Raw genomic sequence first — 13,934 nt, 5'->3', positions numbered from 1 at the left:
AGGCCGCCTTCGAGGGTGGCTTCGTCGTTTTGCTGCCGGTGAAGCGTTCGATGAGCTGGCGCCGTTCGATCTTGGGGGCGGCCGTATTGCGCTGTTCGCGAGGATGTAGGCTCCGCTGTGCGGACCAAATCGCTTGTCTGCCTGCGGCGCAATACGCTGTCGCTATTGCGCCCTACGCCGGTTTCGGAAAGCGCTATCGGGTTCCGTAGACCACGATGGTCTTGCCCTTGACGCTGACCAGTCCCTGTTCCTCTAGGTTTTTCATCACCCGTCCCGCCATCTCGCGCGAGCAGCCGACGATGCGGCCGAGTTCCTGGCGGGTGACGCGGATCTGCATCCCGTCGGGATGGGTCATGGCGTCGGGCTGCTTGCAGAGATCCAGCAGGGTGCCGGCGATACGGCCGGTGACGTCCAGGAAGGCTAAATGTCCGACCTTGCGGCTGGTGATCCTCAGGCGCTGGGACAGCTGCAGTCCGATGCTGTAGAGGAATTCCTTGGCGACGTCGCGCAGCTCGTCGGTCAGGAGCCGGTCGAGACGCTGATAGGTGATCTCGGCGACCTTGCACTTGGTGCGGGTGCGGATGATGACGCTGCGGGTATTCTGGGGGATGAAGAGACCCATCTCGCCGATGAACTCGCCCTTGTTGATGTAGGCGAGCATCAGTTCCCGGCGCTCCTCCTCGTCGTAGATGAGTGCGGAGACCGAGCCGTCGATCAGATAGTAGAGGCTCTCCGCGGCCTGTCCCTGTCGGATGAACTCGACGTTCTTATCGTAGGTTTTGGTATGGCACTGCGCCAGAAAGGGTTCCAGCCACTTGGGATTCTCTTTCAGAGGTCTCAGGATAGTCATGGTCGCTGTGTCGTCCGGGCCGCGTTTCACTGATTCTAGGCATGCTGTGGCACCTTGTCGAACTGTGCTAGCCTCGCGCGGTGCCTGGGATGTGGCATCCGTCCGGCCCCGTTTCCACGGCGAAACGGCCGGATCAGGGTGTGTGGAGTCCTGGATGCTCTGTGTACAGTCTTGCGCGCGATCGCGCAAGTCGAGCCGGCCACGAGCGCCGGTCGGACCGAACGAACGGGAGAGATGATGAAGGCTAGGGTCAAGTGGATCGATGGGGTTGCCATGCTGGGCGAATCCGCCTCTGGGCACGGTGTCGTCATGGACGGGCCGCCCGATCTCGGGGGGCGCAACGTCGGTGTCAGACCGATGGAGATGCTGCTGCTCGGAATGGGCGGCTGCACCCAGTTCGACGTGCTGCTGATCCTGCGCAAGGCGCGTCAGGAGGTGACCGACTGCGTGGTCGAGCTGGAGGCCGAGCGGGCCGAATCCGACCCCAAGGTGTTCACCCGTATCCATGCCCATTTCATCGTCACCGGCAAGGGGCTGGATCCCAAGCGGGTCGAGAAGGCCATCCAGCTGAGTGCCGAGAAATACTGCTCGGCCTCCATCATGCTCGGCGCCACGGCCACCGTGACGCACGATTTCGAGCTGCGCGAGGCCTGATGGCCGCCCGAGCCTTGCCCGGGCGGCGGAGGCGTTAGCGATCAGACCCAGTACACGGTACGGGTCATGATGCGCGAGGTGAGCTTCATCGCCTGGCGGATGGGGCCGGGCAGATCCGTCCCGCCGGCCGCCTTGGCCACCTGAGCGTGTCTCACCTCGTCGGTCTTCATCTGTTCGAGGATCGAGCGGCTCTTCTCGTCCTGAGCGGGGATCTGCTCCAGGTGGCCGTTGAGATGGTTCTCCACCTGACGCTCGGTCTCGACCACGAATCCCAGGCTCCATTTGTCGCCGGCCAGTCCGGCGGCGGCACCCATGGCAAATGAACCCGCGTACCAGACCGGGTTCAGCAGGCTCTTGCGATCCCCCAGTTCCTCCAGCCGCTCGGCGCACCAGGCGAGATGGTCGTTCTCCTCTTCCGCCGAGCGCTCCAGGCGGTCGCGCGTCTCGGGCAGCTTGGCCGTCAGCGCCTGACCCTGATAGAGCGCCTGGGCGCAGACCTCGCCCGTGTGGTTGATGCGCATCAGGCGCGCGATGTGGCGGCGCTGATCCTCTCTGAGCTCGGACTCGTCGTGATCGCTCGCGGGGTTGGGGCGCTCGGTCGTCTGGGGGCGTCCGAAGAGGGTGCGCAGCGCCTGATCGGCGTTGATGAGCAGGCGGTCGAGCTGGGTGTAATGCCGTGGCTGGTGTGTGCGTGTCGTCATGATGGGTGTCGACTTTCGATTGAACCGATGCACAAGATTCTGAGTGGCGAGCGACCGCTTTTCAACTCGGCAGCTGGCGAGCGAGCAATTCCACCGGATGACAGACCTCCACGGCGCGTCCCGCCTCCTGGACCCCGGCCAACAGATGCAGCGCACATCCCGAATTGGTCGTGACCATGATGTCCGGGGCCGCCGCGAGGGCCGATTCCAGCTTGTCGGCGAGCAGCCTCTCGGACATCTCCGGCTGCTGCAGCAGATAGGTGCCGGCGGCCCCGCAGCAGCGGTGATTCTCGGGCATCGGTTCCACGTCCAGTTCCGGAATGCGTGCCAGCAGGCGGTGCACGGCCGCGTTGCCGCCGAGCAGATTGCGGTGCGAGCAGGGCTCGTGGACGAGGACGCGTGCCCGCAGGGGGCGCAGCTGGAGCGATTCCGGCCACTGCAGCCGGTCGAGGTACTCGCAGATCTCCTGGGTGTCGGCCAGCTCCGGCGACTCCTTCAGCTCGGCGACGCAGGCGCTTGAGATGCCCACCAGGGGGCGTTCGGCGCGGCCCCGGGCCACGGCGTCGCGGTGCGCCTTCGCCTCCTCGGGCAGGCCGTTATGGTGCAGCATGGCGCCGCAGCAGGCGTGCCTGGCGGGAAGATTGACGCGCACGCCGAGCCGCTCGCAGAGTTCGAGCGTGGAGGCGATGACGTGGCCCTGGGCCGTCTCGCCGCTGCAGCCGATGAAGAGGTCCATGTCGGCCTGCCCCAGGGGCCGCGGCCGTGCCGGTTCTGCCGTGGCCGCGATCGCGCCGCTCAGCCGGAGGAGGGGTCCGAGTGTGGCGAGCCTGTCCAATCGCAGCCATCGGGCCAGAGATGCCAGGGGGCTGCGAGCATAGATCTTGGCAAGACGTCCGAGCGTCGCGTTGAGGCGGGGATCGGACAATGCCGAGATCCATATCCGATGGAGCAGGCGACGCTCGGGCCTCGACTCGGCGATCCGGCGGGTCTTGGCACCATCCATGATCCGGCCGAAGGCCACCAGCGACGGGCAACCGCGCTCGCAGGCGCGGCAGGTCAGGCAGCCGTCCAGGTGGGCGGTCAGTCTGGCGCTCATCTCGAGATCGCCGCTCAGCCAGCCTTGGACGAGCGAGATGCGCCCACGCGGCGAGTCGGCCTCGTTGCGGGTCTGGGCATAGGTGGGGCAGAGCGGCAGGCAGAGTCCGCATTTCACGCACTGGTCGGCGAGTCGAAGCAGTTCCTGGCTCGAAGGACAGGGAGCTGAGGTCGATCCGATGGGGCGACCGTTTCGGGGCAGTTGTTTCACAGGGCAGGCAGAGGGGCGTTTGGTTCGCAGAGGGTCGAAAAGGCTGGGCGGAGCGACGGGGTAGGGGAACGAATCCTCGAGCCTGGGCGGCGCCGACCGCGCCGAGTCATGGTAACCTCGATGCGGACCCGTGAGTGTAATTCAGGCTATTGAAGATGGCTTACTACAAATATCATGTCTTCGTCTGCACCAATCAACGCGACGAAGGCCGGCAATGCTGCGCCAGTTCCGGCGGTGGCTCGGTACGCGACTACCTCAAGGATCGGACCAAGGCGCTCGGGATGGCCGGGCCGGGTGGCGTTAGAATCAACTCGGCGGGCTGTTTCGGTCGCTGCGGAGAGGGGCCGGTCATGGTGGTCTATCCGGATGCCGTCTGGTACAGCTACGCTGGCGAGGCCGATGCCGAGGAGATCCTGCAAGAGCATTTGGTGAACGGGCGTATCGTCGAGCGGCTGAAACTGCCCGGTTAGCCGGGCCGCAGATCCCGCGGCGACATCCGACAGAACCGCTTCCGAGGCCCGGAATCGTACGCGATGATTTTGGGCTTGCGTAAGCCATTATGCTCGCGTATAGTTCGCGGTCTTTCTCGAAGCAACGAATTCACGGCCTGCGCGCCCCATCTACAGTGCGCCGGCTCCCCGGAGCGAAGGATCATGACGACGACTGTTAGCGCCAAACCCGCCGAGGTTCGCCGCGCCTGGTACCTGGTTGACGCCGATGGTAAGACCCTCGGTCGCTTGGCTACTGAGCTGGCCCGTCGCTTGCGCGGCAAGCACAAGCCCCAGTACACCCCGCATGTGGACACTGGCGACTATCTCGTCGTGGTCAATGCCGAGAAGATTCGTGTGACCGGCAACAAGCTGCAGGACAAGATGTACTACCGCCACACCGGGTACGTCGGCAACCTGAAGTCCACCAATCTCAGCAAGCTGCTTGAGACCGCTCCGGAACGCGCCATTCAGCTCGCCGTCAAGGGCATGCTGCCGCGCGGACCTCTGGGTCGCGCCATGCTGAAGAAGCTGCGCGTCTATGCCGGGCCGAACCACGACCATCAGGCACAGCAGCCTCAGGTCCTTGAGCTCAACGTTTAGGAATTACACGCATGTCTGAGACGCAACTCGCTACCGGTCGCCGCAAGACATCCGCTGCGCGGGTCTTCCTGTCGGTGGGCTCCGGTTCCATCACGGTCAACGGCCGTCCGCTCGATGAGTATTTCGGTCGCGAAACGGCTCGCATGGTCGTTCGTCAGCCGCTCGAAACCGCTGGCCTGGTCGATCGCCTCGACGTCAAGGTGACCGTCGCTGGCGGCGGCAATACCGGACAGGCAGGCGCCATCCGTCACGGCATCGCCCGCGCCCTCGTCGGTTACGACGAAGAGCTGCGCTCTCCGATGCGCCGCGCTGGATTCCTGACCCGCGACGCACGTGAAGTCGAGCGTAAGAAGGTCGGTCTGCACAAGGCGCGCAAGCGTCCGCAGTACTCCAAGCGCTAATCGGCGCCCTGTTCCCGGTTTTTTCCTGGCGTCGCTCTGGTTATAATTCAGTAACCGCGTAGACATCGGAATCTGCCGGGCAGGTATAAAAAGCAGTTTTTGGGGAATCGTCTAACGGCAGGACAGCGGACTCTGACTCCGTCAATCTAGGTTCGAATCCTAGTTCCCCAGCCATACAAAAGAAGGGCTTAGCCGAGAGGCTAAGCCCTTTCTTTTTGTTTCCGGTCCTATTCTGGGTGGAGCTGCGTACGGTTCTTTCCAGATAGAGACGGTTTTGGAGACTCGCTAGACAGTGCTTCAGGGGAATCCTTTGACTGAAAATAGTATTTCCGAACACCTCAGGTAAGGACGACAAGAGATGCTGTAGAGGATGATTGACCCTCCAATCTTCGTGATTGCTTCAATCTGTCGATAGACATTTGGTTGTGCTCCAGCATATACGGCGCTGTAAGAAGGATGACGCGACGCGATGAATCCGGGACGCAATATGGGGTCGGCTTGAGGTGCGTATTAGCCGTATTATTGACGTAGCCAATTGGTGATGAGTTCAACGAACTCGGGCCGCCCCTTCCGCTCTGGATGTCCAACGACCAATAAGCGGAAATCCTCGCACCATGCTGTGCTACAGGTACGCTCCCACCAGCCAAGAAGCTTGTTGCGGCAAGGCACGGAATGCTCGTATGGCGTTACTTGCTGAATGGTTCCCGGTAAAGCAACTGGGATACTTTCTAGGAGTTTTGGGTATAGCTTATAGGTATAAAAAACAGCGTTTCGGCACTCTATGGCTTCGATCTCTTTCCAGATTACCTGCAACTCTCGTACACACCCAGCAGCCATTTCTCGGGTAGTATTATCTTTAGTGTGAGTGTTGGTGCACTTTATGAGGTTCGTGAGGCAAATGTAGTCGGCTGCGTTCATGCCGTAGAGATTCTCCGCAATTTCGCGGGTATAGCTCCAATATGGCCAATGTACGTTCCATAAACCATCTGGGCCAAAAATCTCCTTTGTCGGATCAATTACTCCGCTGGGCCGTATGTGGCCTGGCGTGCCTCGATGCGGTTTTCCGACAAAAACGATGCGTTCTGCAGTTTGGTAAAAGTTCTCGCCGAGTAACCATGGAAGAAGCGGATGCTTAAGCTCCGGGTCGGGATTGCATCCTTGGCATGTGGGGTTGTCGAGCAACTTCAGTTTTTTTTCGAATTCAGGGGCGAACGTCGGAACGGTGAGATTGGCATTGCTCATTTTCTTTGCTCTTTGTGTTGAGGCTAACGTCTAACATTAGTCGGCCGCATAAGCAGAGCGAAACGGCGATTTTTGCTTTCGGCTGGATGTGAATGTTAGGGAAACGCTGATTAATTCCTAACTTGGAATTCCAGCCCCAAGCAAATCAATCTCTTGCAAGGCAATTAAAGCCGAAAAATAGATTAAATCAGCGCTTCCCTAAGCCTACCCATACCGCGCTGCGAGAAAATCATGAGTCACGCGCTCAGTATGAGTTTGGCTGTAGGTGTGTGTTAGCTTTTGATGCGAGATTTGCCATCAACAAACTTCCCATAGCCAGATACCATTATCTGTACCAACTCAGGAATATCAAAAATATCTTGATATGGAACAAATAGTATACTTTTATTCGGTGCCACAATGCCTAAATCATTTCTTCTCTTGGCTTGAATTCCAGGTACAAAAATCTCAACAAAAAAACCCTCAATTAGAAAACAAAATGAAAAGCGATTGCCGTGATTCCGAAAAAATGGTGATATCAGTAATTGCTTAAGGGAGGCCAAAGAAAAACCGTCTTTTGATGGATCACTAAGTCTTCTTAACTGTATTCCTACAAGGGATGATCGCACCTTTTTGTTTTCTAAAATTGAGATTCTTATTTCTTCTTTCCACGGCTCTGGTAAATAAACTTTTTCATATGCTTGATGCGTTGATGCCGCAGCCCTCCATAGTATAGAAACCAAGAAGAGTTGAAGCGTTTTTTGATTAATATTTGCGAATGTTATTCCTGTGTCTGTTTTGTTGATGCGCACTGAACTCAAGCAATTTCTGATTGCGGCAATTGACTCTTGCTCATATGATTCGTTTATGTGTCGTTCACAATTTTGGCACAACATGAATTCTGACCACGATTTCGATTCGTATCTAACAAATGTGTGCTTATCATCATTAAAGTGAATCGCCTTCCCTTTATTTGCCCTGAAAATGTTTTTGAATAGTGCATTTGGTAACACATGGGAATCTTGAAGTTCGCCAACTTTATTGCACAGTTTACATTTACCAATTGGCACCAACATTTCCTATTGAAAGCTAATAGTTGAGTAGATGGGAGCGCTAAATATGGCGCTAAGCCGATTATCTATGTTCTGTGCTGGCTAGCATGCTCACCACATTTGCCGTCTACATGGCGAGGGTAGATCGCAGGTGTCTATTACTCCAATACTGCTGCTAAGCGTCTCCCGGGATCTGTTCTCGATACGAACACGGCTCGATCTTAAACCCGGACATGGAAAGTGACAATTAGAGGCTCATGGCCGGGAGTTCCGATGCCAAGCTATGCGACTCGTGACATGGTCAAAGCTGCACTGTCCGGATCGTCGAAAAAGATGCGCTGAACCGATCTCCCTGACGTTCAGCCCGACGTACCCCCAGTCCGTCAACCTCCAGTCTTCTGATAAAAAAATGACTACCTCCCTGTCGCGCCCTTCAAGCGCATGGACGTCAGGGCTGTCTGGTCGAAGACGACCGTACGAACCCGTTCCGGTCGATTTCCGGTCGGGTTCGCACGGTCGACGGACCATCAGGCCCAGGGATCGACGGCGTCATCTCTGGGATGTCGACGCTGCAGCAGATCCCGGGTCAGATCATATGCCTGACGCTCGGCGTCTGAGCGACTCAGACCGCCATCGAATTCGGCGATGGCCGCTCGCTCTTCGAAATACTCCCGCAAGTCGGCGTCCAGTCGAGCCACGAAGGCGGCGATCTCGGCATCGACAGGTGAGCGGTAGGACGATCTCGCCATGAGGCGCTCCTAATAGTCTTCTGGCAACAGCACCGTCGTCACCGAACGGTCTGCTTCCGTGATGATCCAGACCTTGACCCCATCCGTGATCCGGTAGCTCGACAGAAGTCGGAAACCCTCTCTGAGCGCTAGACGGTTTGCCTCGATGTCCTCGGTCGTGAGATCGCCCCAGTCACCCCGGACGTGACGCTGCAGGAGCGACAAGGAATCGACCCCGTGGCTCTCCAGCGTGGCCAAGGCCGAGGGAGTCGCCATCAGACGTCCAAGAGGAAACAGAGGCCCGTTCATGGAATCGGTCGGTAGGCTCGGCTCATGGATCGCTGAGAGGGGCTCCAGGGGTGTATCCAGTCGTGTCTTGCTCATGGATAAAGACTCGTGAAGAAAACATCCTGAAAAGACAAAGACCCGCTCCATAAGGCTGGAGCGGGTCTTTGTCATGGCTGGCGAACGGACTAGAACCCCTTCGGTAGATACGGCAGCATCAACCGAGTGACGAGCGTTTCCCCCGTCGCTGGCAGGCGACATGGAGCAGAATCACCCCGACCTCGATCAGAATCTGCATCAGTAGGGGTGACTTCGGTAGAACCCGGATGGATGGCATATGCACCTCGTTCGACGATAGAGAGAATCGGAGAGACCGCGTCACCCTTCGGCACCAGTGCGATCAGTGATGCCTCCTGATTGGGCAGGATCACGACCTCATAGAAAGACCCCTGATCGACCACGTACTCGATCCAGACATCGAGTTCTTCCCAGGACGGCGACGATGAGAACTGATCGCCGAAGCAAACGGACCACAGGGATTCCAACAGGGGATCCGACGGCGACAACAGCACGAAAGACGTCTCGGTGCCGCTCTCCAAGACCTCGCGCCAGCGTTGAGCGATCCAGGCGCGCATGACCGGATCGACGATCGTCGGCAACTGGCTCAAGCGCTCAAGTGTTTGCATGTCCATCTCCCGAAGGGGTCGCACGGCTACGACGACCACGACGCCGTCCCTTGACACCGGATGGCGATGACGCGCTCGCCAATGGGACCCCAGAGGCAGCCAGTTCATGCTGGGCCGTTTCCCAGGCATCCCAATCGCCCGAGACACGATGACGGGTCGGGGGATCACCGGCTTGCAGCAAACCCTCGTGACGCAGAATGGCGGCGAGAAAGCCCCCGTTGTTGACCGATCGCCCGTGATAGGCATCCAACAGGCGAGCCGTCGGGAAGCTCGCGCCCGAGGCCATGAGATCGCCGAGACACTCGCGAACGCGCTGGAACGGAACCCACTCGGTACTGAAATAGGCCCCACCCTGATTGGCGACGACCGAGAGATGTAAGGCCCCTTCGCCATCGACCGCGACGCGATAGGTCAACAGTCCACTCGCCCGTTCACTGAGCTTGGGGATCGACGCCTCGCGAAACGGCGTCATGGAAGGCAATGAGTCGGCCGCCGGAGCGGCATCGTGATCAGACATCGCATTCACCCTGTATCCAGTCTGACAATGAAAAACGCCCCATCCGAGTGAACGGATGAGGCGTCGTGTGAGCCGTATCGACGGCGCGATGGAAACGATTCAGAGAGCGTTCAGAAGGTCGACTCGAAATGAATAGAAAAAGATATTTATTTATTTTTAATAAATATGTGTTACCCAGACCTCTTCCGAGGTCTGGGTATTCTTATTCTCGCGTGTCGATGGTTTCCATCAAAGACATGATATGCAAGCGAAGTCTCGTTTTGAGACGTAACGGGGTCGAGATCGAATCGGGCGATCGGAATGAATCAAGAGTGCGAATGGGCGCTGATAGAAGGCTGAAAGGGGATCGAAGGATGAGAGAAAGATGAAGTGGGACGTCGTGCGCGACATCGGACAGGGCTACGTAGTGGCCGGCGTTCGGAATGGCCGAAAGGGGCTCCACGGACGAGCAGACCGGCATTCAGGCCCTGGAGCCGATCCATCCGTCGCATCCGATGCGTCCAGGCTGTCTCAAAGCCGTCGAGTTCGAATACGAGCGCCACGGCACCCAAGCGCTGATCGCCAACTTCGAGGTCGCCACCGGGCAGATCCTCACGCCCTCCAGCGGCGGCACCCGCACCGAGGCCGACTTCGTCGCCCATCTCACCGCCACTGTCGACATCGATCCGAAAGGTGAATGGGGATCTTCATCTGCGACCAGCTCAACATCCACCAATCCGCCAGCCTGGTGGAGTTCGTCGCTCAGCGCTGTGAGATCAAGACGGAACTCGGTCACAAGGGCAAGGATGGCATCCTCAAGAGCATGGCCTACCGTGCCGCCTTCCTCCAGAACCCCGACCACCGCATCCGCTTCGTCTATACCCCCAAGCACTGCTCCTGGCTCAACCAAGTCGAGATCTGGTTCGGCATTCTGACCCGCCGACTGCTCAAGCGCGGACGGTTTTCATCCACCGAGGAACTCAAGAAATGCATCCTCGAGTTCGTCGGCTGCTTCAACCAGACCCTCGCCAAACCTTCCGCCGGACCTACATCGGCAAGCATCTGATGGCGTAAATTCACCAGTGAATTTCAGGTGGGAAATACTAGGAGCTTCACGGTACCAAGGGCCGGCTCATGATCGAAGGCTCCAGATCTTCAGTATAATTGGCCATATAATTTTCTTGCGGAGAGTGCTCATGGGCCAAATCACCATCTACCTCGACGACGAGACCGAATTGCGCCTGAAGGCATCGGCCAAAAGCAAGGGGATACCCGTCAGTCGTTGGATTGCCGAGCTGGTGCGCGAGAGGACCGCGACCGAATGGCCCGATGAGGTTCGCCAGCTGGCCGGTGCCTGGCCCGATTTCCCGGATGCCGAAGCGTTGCGCGGCGGACAAGGCCAGGATGTCCGCCGCGAGTTGTTCTGATGTATCTGCTCGACACCAACACCCTGATCGATTTCTTCAAGGGACGGGGCCGGGTCGGTGAGCGGCTGCTGGCCACTATAGTGGAGGAAGGAACGTGGGCACGCAGCCGGCCCGGAACGGAAGAGACCAACAGGGACATGTGACGACCTTGGTGAGCTGGACGGGTGCGATAGACGCGGAGGGGCTATCGGAGGCTAACCGAGCGCCATGCGGGCGTACACTACTATACTGAGTGACACCGAGGCTGACCTGGATATGTATTTTCTCTTCGTACAGTCAACTGGGCGTGCGTTGTTGCCTATCTCAATCAGCCCGAACCGTCCCCAAACTACCCCATGACTCAAGGCTCAGTAAATCCGTCCCCCTTTTTCTCCATCTTCGCAGGATCCTTCCACGCCTTGCTCGGGACGATGACCGTCTACGGCGTTCGGTCTGGGATCAGGCGATGGTCGAGGCTCGACGACTTGATTGAGAGGACTTTAGCTCGATGAAAAACATCCAGATTCTGGCGTTGACGACCGGAATGATCGTTAGCCCGCTCGGCCAAGCGGATCATCTTCTCTTTCCATTTGTCGTTTCGAATCCGGACAACGTCGTCACCCTGATCAGCATCACCAATATGGCCAGCACGTACGGCTATCTGAGGTACCGGTTTTTTTACAAGTCCGCGACCAACGGCGACGAATGTCAGGAGTACGAGTTCATCAGAAGTACCTACCCAGGTGATATCGTGACCTTCGACGCCTCTGGAACACTAGGGGATGGCGCCCCTTTGAACAACGATCCCGATAGCTACGAAGGTCGGTTCAGTCTGCCATCTACGACACGAGCCGTCCGGGGCTACTTGCTGGTCAATCACTACGATAAGGATACAAAGACCGCGTCCAAGGAAGGGGCCAATACCCTGATGGGGCAGGCTACTGTGATGGAGATTCAAAGTGGATCGGCCTGGGGTTACCAGGCGTTCAACGATACCAAAGCGGATGAAAAGCCAGACTTCAGCAAGTCCGGCGGTGTCATCAGTACGGATCAATCGGTGCCTTTTACATTTCAGCCATCGGCTTCGAGCCAATGGACGACGAAGTTCTTCGTCACACCGGTCGGCACCGACATGACAGGGGCTTCCAGTCAATACTCAAGCCATCTGAAATTCACGATTCACAACCAGAACAGCGCGAATATGGTATCCGACATCACCTGCACGGGGGCGATCGATCTTGCCGACATCATGAGCACTGCGACCCTGCAAAATGTCGAAGATACCGGCGGTTGGGGAACCCTGACACTGGACGGGGATTCCGGCTATTCCCCGGCGATCATCTTCAAACTCGACTACACCTATTCGGAGGATATTTTGCAGAGTGGCAGTGCCAACAATGGCATCTTGCTGGGCAATTGAACGAACGGAAAAGGCTAGAGAAAGATGGCAGGCTCGAATGGCGCTAGCATCCGTCAACCACGCCAAAGCAGAATATTTAAACGGGCTAGCCCTGCCTTTCAGACCTGCCCCCGTGACCCCGTGGAGACGAGCAAGTTGTCGGTGAAGGCCGAGGACTCATGCCTCTGTTCATCTGGGCATGTTGCCCGTACGCAGCGCCTCGATCTGAGGAGCCATACTCAGCCCCAGTGGCCTGGGCGATCTGAACATCGCTCAGGACGCCAATTCCGAGGAGATTGCGGGCCGTGTTCCGTGCTGCTTCCTCGCGTCCCTTGCTGCAGTCCCGTAGCGGGACTATCATTCGGCCATGAGAATCATTGCGGTCAGCTACCTAAAAGCCTTCTGGGGACAGTACCCGGACGCTGAGCAACCGCTCTTGGCATGGATCGACGAGGCCAAGAAGGCTGAGTGGCAGTCTCCGAGCGAGATCAAGGAGAAGTATCGCAGCGCGAGCATTCTCAAGAACCGACGCGTCGTCTTCAACATCAAAGGTAACGACTACCGGCTAGTCGTGGCCGTGGCTTACCGCTATGGTGCCATCTACGTGAAATTCATCGGTACGCATCGTCAATATGACGCTATCGATGCCGAAACCGTTGAAATGGGGGGAACGTCATGAATATCCGTCCGATTCGCAACGATCAAGATTACCGTGCGGCGCTTGAGGCACTCTCGCCTCTTTTCGACAGTGAGCCTGAGCCGGGTACTCCTGAAGGTGATCACTTCGAAGTCATGCTAACCCTAGTGGAAGCCTACGAATCCAAGCACTTCCCAGTCGATCTACCCAACCCCATCGATGCCATCAAGTTCCGCATGGAGCAGTCAGGGCTGACCGCGAGCGACCTAGCCCCGGCGATTGGGCGCACCAATCGCGTCTACGAGGTGCTGAACGGTACCCGATCCCTGACGCTACCGATGATTTGGAAGCTGCACAGCCAGTTCGGTATCCCGGCGGAAAGCCTCATCAAGCCCATGCGGCGGGCTGGCGTCTAAGTAAAGGCTTAACTCCTCGCAAGGGTCTAGCCAGGATGAGGGCATGGCTCGAGAATGCTCGAATGCAAGACCTGACCCCAGCACGTGACCCCAGCACGTGACCCCAGCACGCGCTTGACCCCAGCACGCGCTCCAGATGAGTCGAGGCGCCAAAACTGGCAGATGGTATCCGAACGTGCGCCCGTCGGACAAAGCGGTGAATAAAATCACGGCGAAGGTGACGGCACTGACGCGACGGGAACTGACCTGTATCCCGCTGGACGATGTGGTGGGAAGCGTCAACCGCCGCCTTTGCGGCTGGGCGAACTACTTCCATTTCCGCAATTCAAGTCTGGCGATGAGTAAGGTTAGAAGTCACGCCGAACAGCGGTTAAGAATTCACTTGCGCAAGCGACACAAGGTCAAGAAGTGGAAAGCGGGTTACGCCAAATTCCCGTCTTGCGACCTCTATGACCGCCATGGACTGCACCCACTCCCGAAAGGCCCCGGCTGGAAGACAGCGCATGCCTTGGTCATAGCTTTACCCATAAGTCGAGTCCGCGTGCCCGCTCAGACACTTACGGCACCCGGTTTTCGTCTCACGAAGCTGGCTACTCATGACTCCA

At 58.0% G+C, this 13,934-nt stretch carries 19 protein-coding genes, 1 tRNA gene and 1 pseudogene; 12 read left to right on the top strand and 9 right to left on the bottom strand.

Going from position 1 to position 13,934, the window contains the following annotated elements; all coding sequences use genetic code 11:
* Positions 1 to 193: 193 nt before the first annotated feature.
* Complete coding sequence (gene crp / locus D779_RS20255) at positions 194 to 850, bottom strand: cAMP-activated global transcriptional regulator CRP (RefSeq protein WP_043758067.1); 657 nt, start codon at positions 848 to 850, stop codon at positions 194 to 196.
* 237 nt (positions 851 to 1,087) lie between these two features.
* Between crp and D779_RS20250 the strand changes: the two genes are divergently transcribed.
* Positions 1,088 to 1,504, top strand: a complete 417-nt coding sequence (locus tag D779_RS20250) for an OsmC family protein (RefSeq protein ID WP_043758074.1) — start codon at positions 1,088 to 1,090, stop codon at positions 1,502 to 1,504.
* A gap of 41 nt (positions 1,505 to 1,545) precedes the next feature.
* Here D779_RS20250 and coq7 read toward each other — a convergent pair whose 3' ends face one another.
* Positions 1,546 to 2,205 (bottom strand): 2-polyprenyl-3-methyl-6-methoxy-1,4-benzoquinone monooxygenase, encoded by a 660-nt coding sequence (coq7, locus tag D779_RS20245; protein WP_043758064.1) that lies wholly within the window; start codon positions 2,203 to 2,205, stop codon positions 1,546 to 1,548.
* Positions 2,206 to 2,266: 61 nt separating this feature from the next.
* Positions 2,267 to 3,418 carry a (Fe-S)-binding protein gene (locus tag D779_RS20240; RefSeq protein ID WP_081763635.1) on the bottom strand — a complete coding sequence of 384 codons (1,152 nt, stop codon included), beginning with the start codon at positions 3,416 to 3,418 and terminating at the stop codon, positions 2,267 to 2,269.
* Between the two features lie 248 nt (positions 3,419 to 3,666).
* On the opposite strand from D779_RS20240, the gene D779_RS20235 reads away from it, so the two are divergent.
* The 4 genes from D779_RS20235 to D779_RS20220 all read left to right on the top strand — a co-directional run bounded on the left by D779_RS20235 (position 3,667) and on the right by D779_RS20220 (position 5,177).
* Positions 3,667 to 3,981: a (2Fe-2S) ferredoxin domain-containing protein gene (locus D779_RS20235; RefSeq protein WP_043758061.1), complete on the top strand. Its 315-nt coding sequence runs from the start codon at positions 3,667 to 3,669 to the stop codon at positions 3,979 to 3,981.
* Positions 3,982 to 4,164: 183 nt separating this feature from the next.
* Entirely contained in the window at positions 4,165 to 4,602 is a 438-nt protein-coding gene (gene rplM, locus D779_RS20230) for a 50S ribosomal protein L13 (RefSeq protein ID WP_043758058.1), read from the top strand.
* A gap of 11 nt (positions 4,603 to 4,613) precedes the next feature.
* Positions 4,614 to 5,003 carry a 30S ribosomal protein S9 gene (rpsI, locus tag D779_RS20225; RefSeq protein ID WP_043758055.1) on the top strand — a complete coding sequence of 130 codons (390 nt, stop codon included), beginning with the start codon at positions 4,614 to 4,616 and terminating at the stop codon, positions 5,001 to 5,003.
* Positions 5,004 to 5,103: 100 nt separating this feature from the next.
* Positions 5,104 to 5,177: transfer RNA gene (locus tag D779_RS20220), tRNA-Gln, on the top strand.
* Between the two features lie 345 nt (positions 5,178 to 5,522).
* On the opposite strand, the gene D779_RS22470 is transcribed toward D779_RS20220, so the two are convergent.
* From D779_RS22470 to D779_RS22460, 6 genes are all read right to left on the bottom strand, one after another.
* Positions 5,523 to 6,245, bottom strand: coding sequence for a hypothetical protein (locus D779_RS22470; RefSeq protein WP_157726483.1), 723 nt, complete (start codon positions 6,243 to 6,245; stop codon positions 5,523 to 5,525).
* 272 nt (positions 6,246 to 6,517) lie between these two features.
* Entirely contained in the window at positions 6,518 to 7,294 is a 777-nt protein-coding gene (locus tag D779_RS22465; protein ID WP_157726482.1) for a hypothetical protein, read from the bottom strand.
* 509 nt (positions 7,295 to 7,803) lie between these two features.
* Complete coding sequence (locus D779_RS20215) at positions 7,804 to 8,025, bottom strand: hypothetical protein (protein ID WP_043758052.1); 222 nt, start codon at positions 8,023 to 8,025, stop codon at positions 7,804 to 7,806.
* A gap of 9 nt (positions 8,026 to 8,034) precedes the next feature.
* Positions 8,035 to 8,388, bottom strand: coding sequence for a hypothetical protein (locus tag D779_RS20210; protein WP_198295762.1), 354 nt, complete (start codon positions 8,386 to 8,388; stop codon positions 8,035 to 8,037).
* An 89-nt stretch (positions 8,389 to 8,477) separates the two neighbouring features.
* Entirely contained in the window at positions 8,478 to 8,975 is a 498-nt protein-coding gene (locus tag D779_RS20205; protein WP_157726481.1) for a hypothetical protein, read from the bottom strand.
* Positions 8,962 to 9,492, bottom strand: a complete 531-nt coding sequence (locus tag D779_RS22460; protein WP_157726480.1) for a hypothetical protein — start codon at positions 9,490 to 9,492, stop codon at positions 8,962 to 8,964. The genes D779_RS20205 and D779_RS22460 overlap by 14 nt, the downstream gene beginning before the upstream one ends.
* A gap of 676 nt (positions 9,493 to 10,168) precedes the next feature.
* Between D779_RS22460 and D779_RS20195 the strand changes: the two genes are divergently transcribed.
* The 7 genes and pseudogenes from D779_RS20195 to D779_RS21920 all read left to right on the top strand — a co-directional run.
* Positions 10,169 to 10,537, top strand: a complete 369-nt coding sequence (locus D779_RS20195; protein ID WP_269747407.1) for a transposase — start codon at positions 10,169 to 10,171, stop codon at positions 10,535 to 10,537.
* Positions 10,538 to 10,667: 130 nt separating this feature from the next.
* Positions 10,668 to 10,898: a hypothetical protein gene (locus D779_RS20190; RefSeq protein WP_043758043.1), complete on the top strand. Its 231-nt coding sequence runs from the start codon at positions 10,668 to 10,670 to the stop codon at positions 10,896 to 10,898.
* A pseudogene (locus tag D779_RS23240) lies at positions 10,895 to 10,975 on the top strand (VapC toxin family PIN domain ribonuclease); the annotation flags it as partial. The gene D779_RS20190 and the pseudogene D779_RS23240, both read left to right, overlap by 4 nt.
* Before the next feature lie 410 nt (positions 10,976 to 11,385).
* Complete coding sequence (locus D779_RS20185) at positions 11,386 to 12,297, top strand: hypothetical protein (protein WP_043758037.1); 912 nt, start codon at positions 11,386 to 11,388, stop codon at positions 12,295 to 12,297.
* Between the two features lie 346 nt (positions 12,298 to 12,643).
* Positions 12,644 to 12,955 carry a type II toxin-antitoxin system HigB family toxin gene (locus tag D779_RS20180; protein ID WP_043758034.1) on the top strand — a complete coding sequence of 104 codons (312 nt, stop codon included), beginning with the start codon at positions 12,644 to 12,646 and terminating at the stop codon, positions 12,953 to 12,955.
* A complete protein-coding gene (locus D779_RS20175; protein ID WP_043758032.1) occupies positions 12,952 to 13,329 on the top strand; it encodes a helix-turn-helix domain-containing protein in 378 nt (125 codons plus the stop codon). The genes D779_RS20180 and D779_RS20175 overlap by 4 nt, the downstream gene beginning before the upstream one ends.
* Positions 13,330 to 13,525: 196 nt before the next feature.
* Positions 13,526 to 13,934 (top strand): group II intron maturase-specific domain-containing protein (locus tag D779_RS21920; RefSeq protein ID WP_332307786.1); only part of this gene is annotated, 409 nt, incomplete at its 3' end.

This window comes from Imhoffiella purpurea, assembly GCF_000585215.1.
GTDB classification, from domain to species: Bacteria; Pseudomonadota; Gammaproteobacteria; order Chromatiales; family Chromatiaceae; genus Imhoffiella; species Imhoffiella purpurea.
The sequence above is the reverse complement of the archived record's forward strand: the minus strand, read 5'-3'. Positions and strand labels throughout refer to the sequence as shown.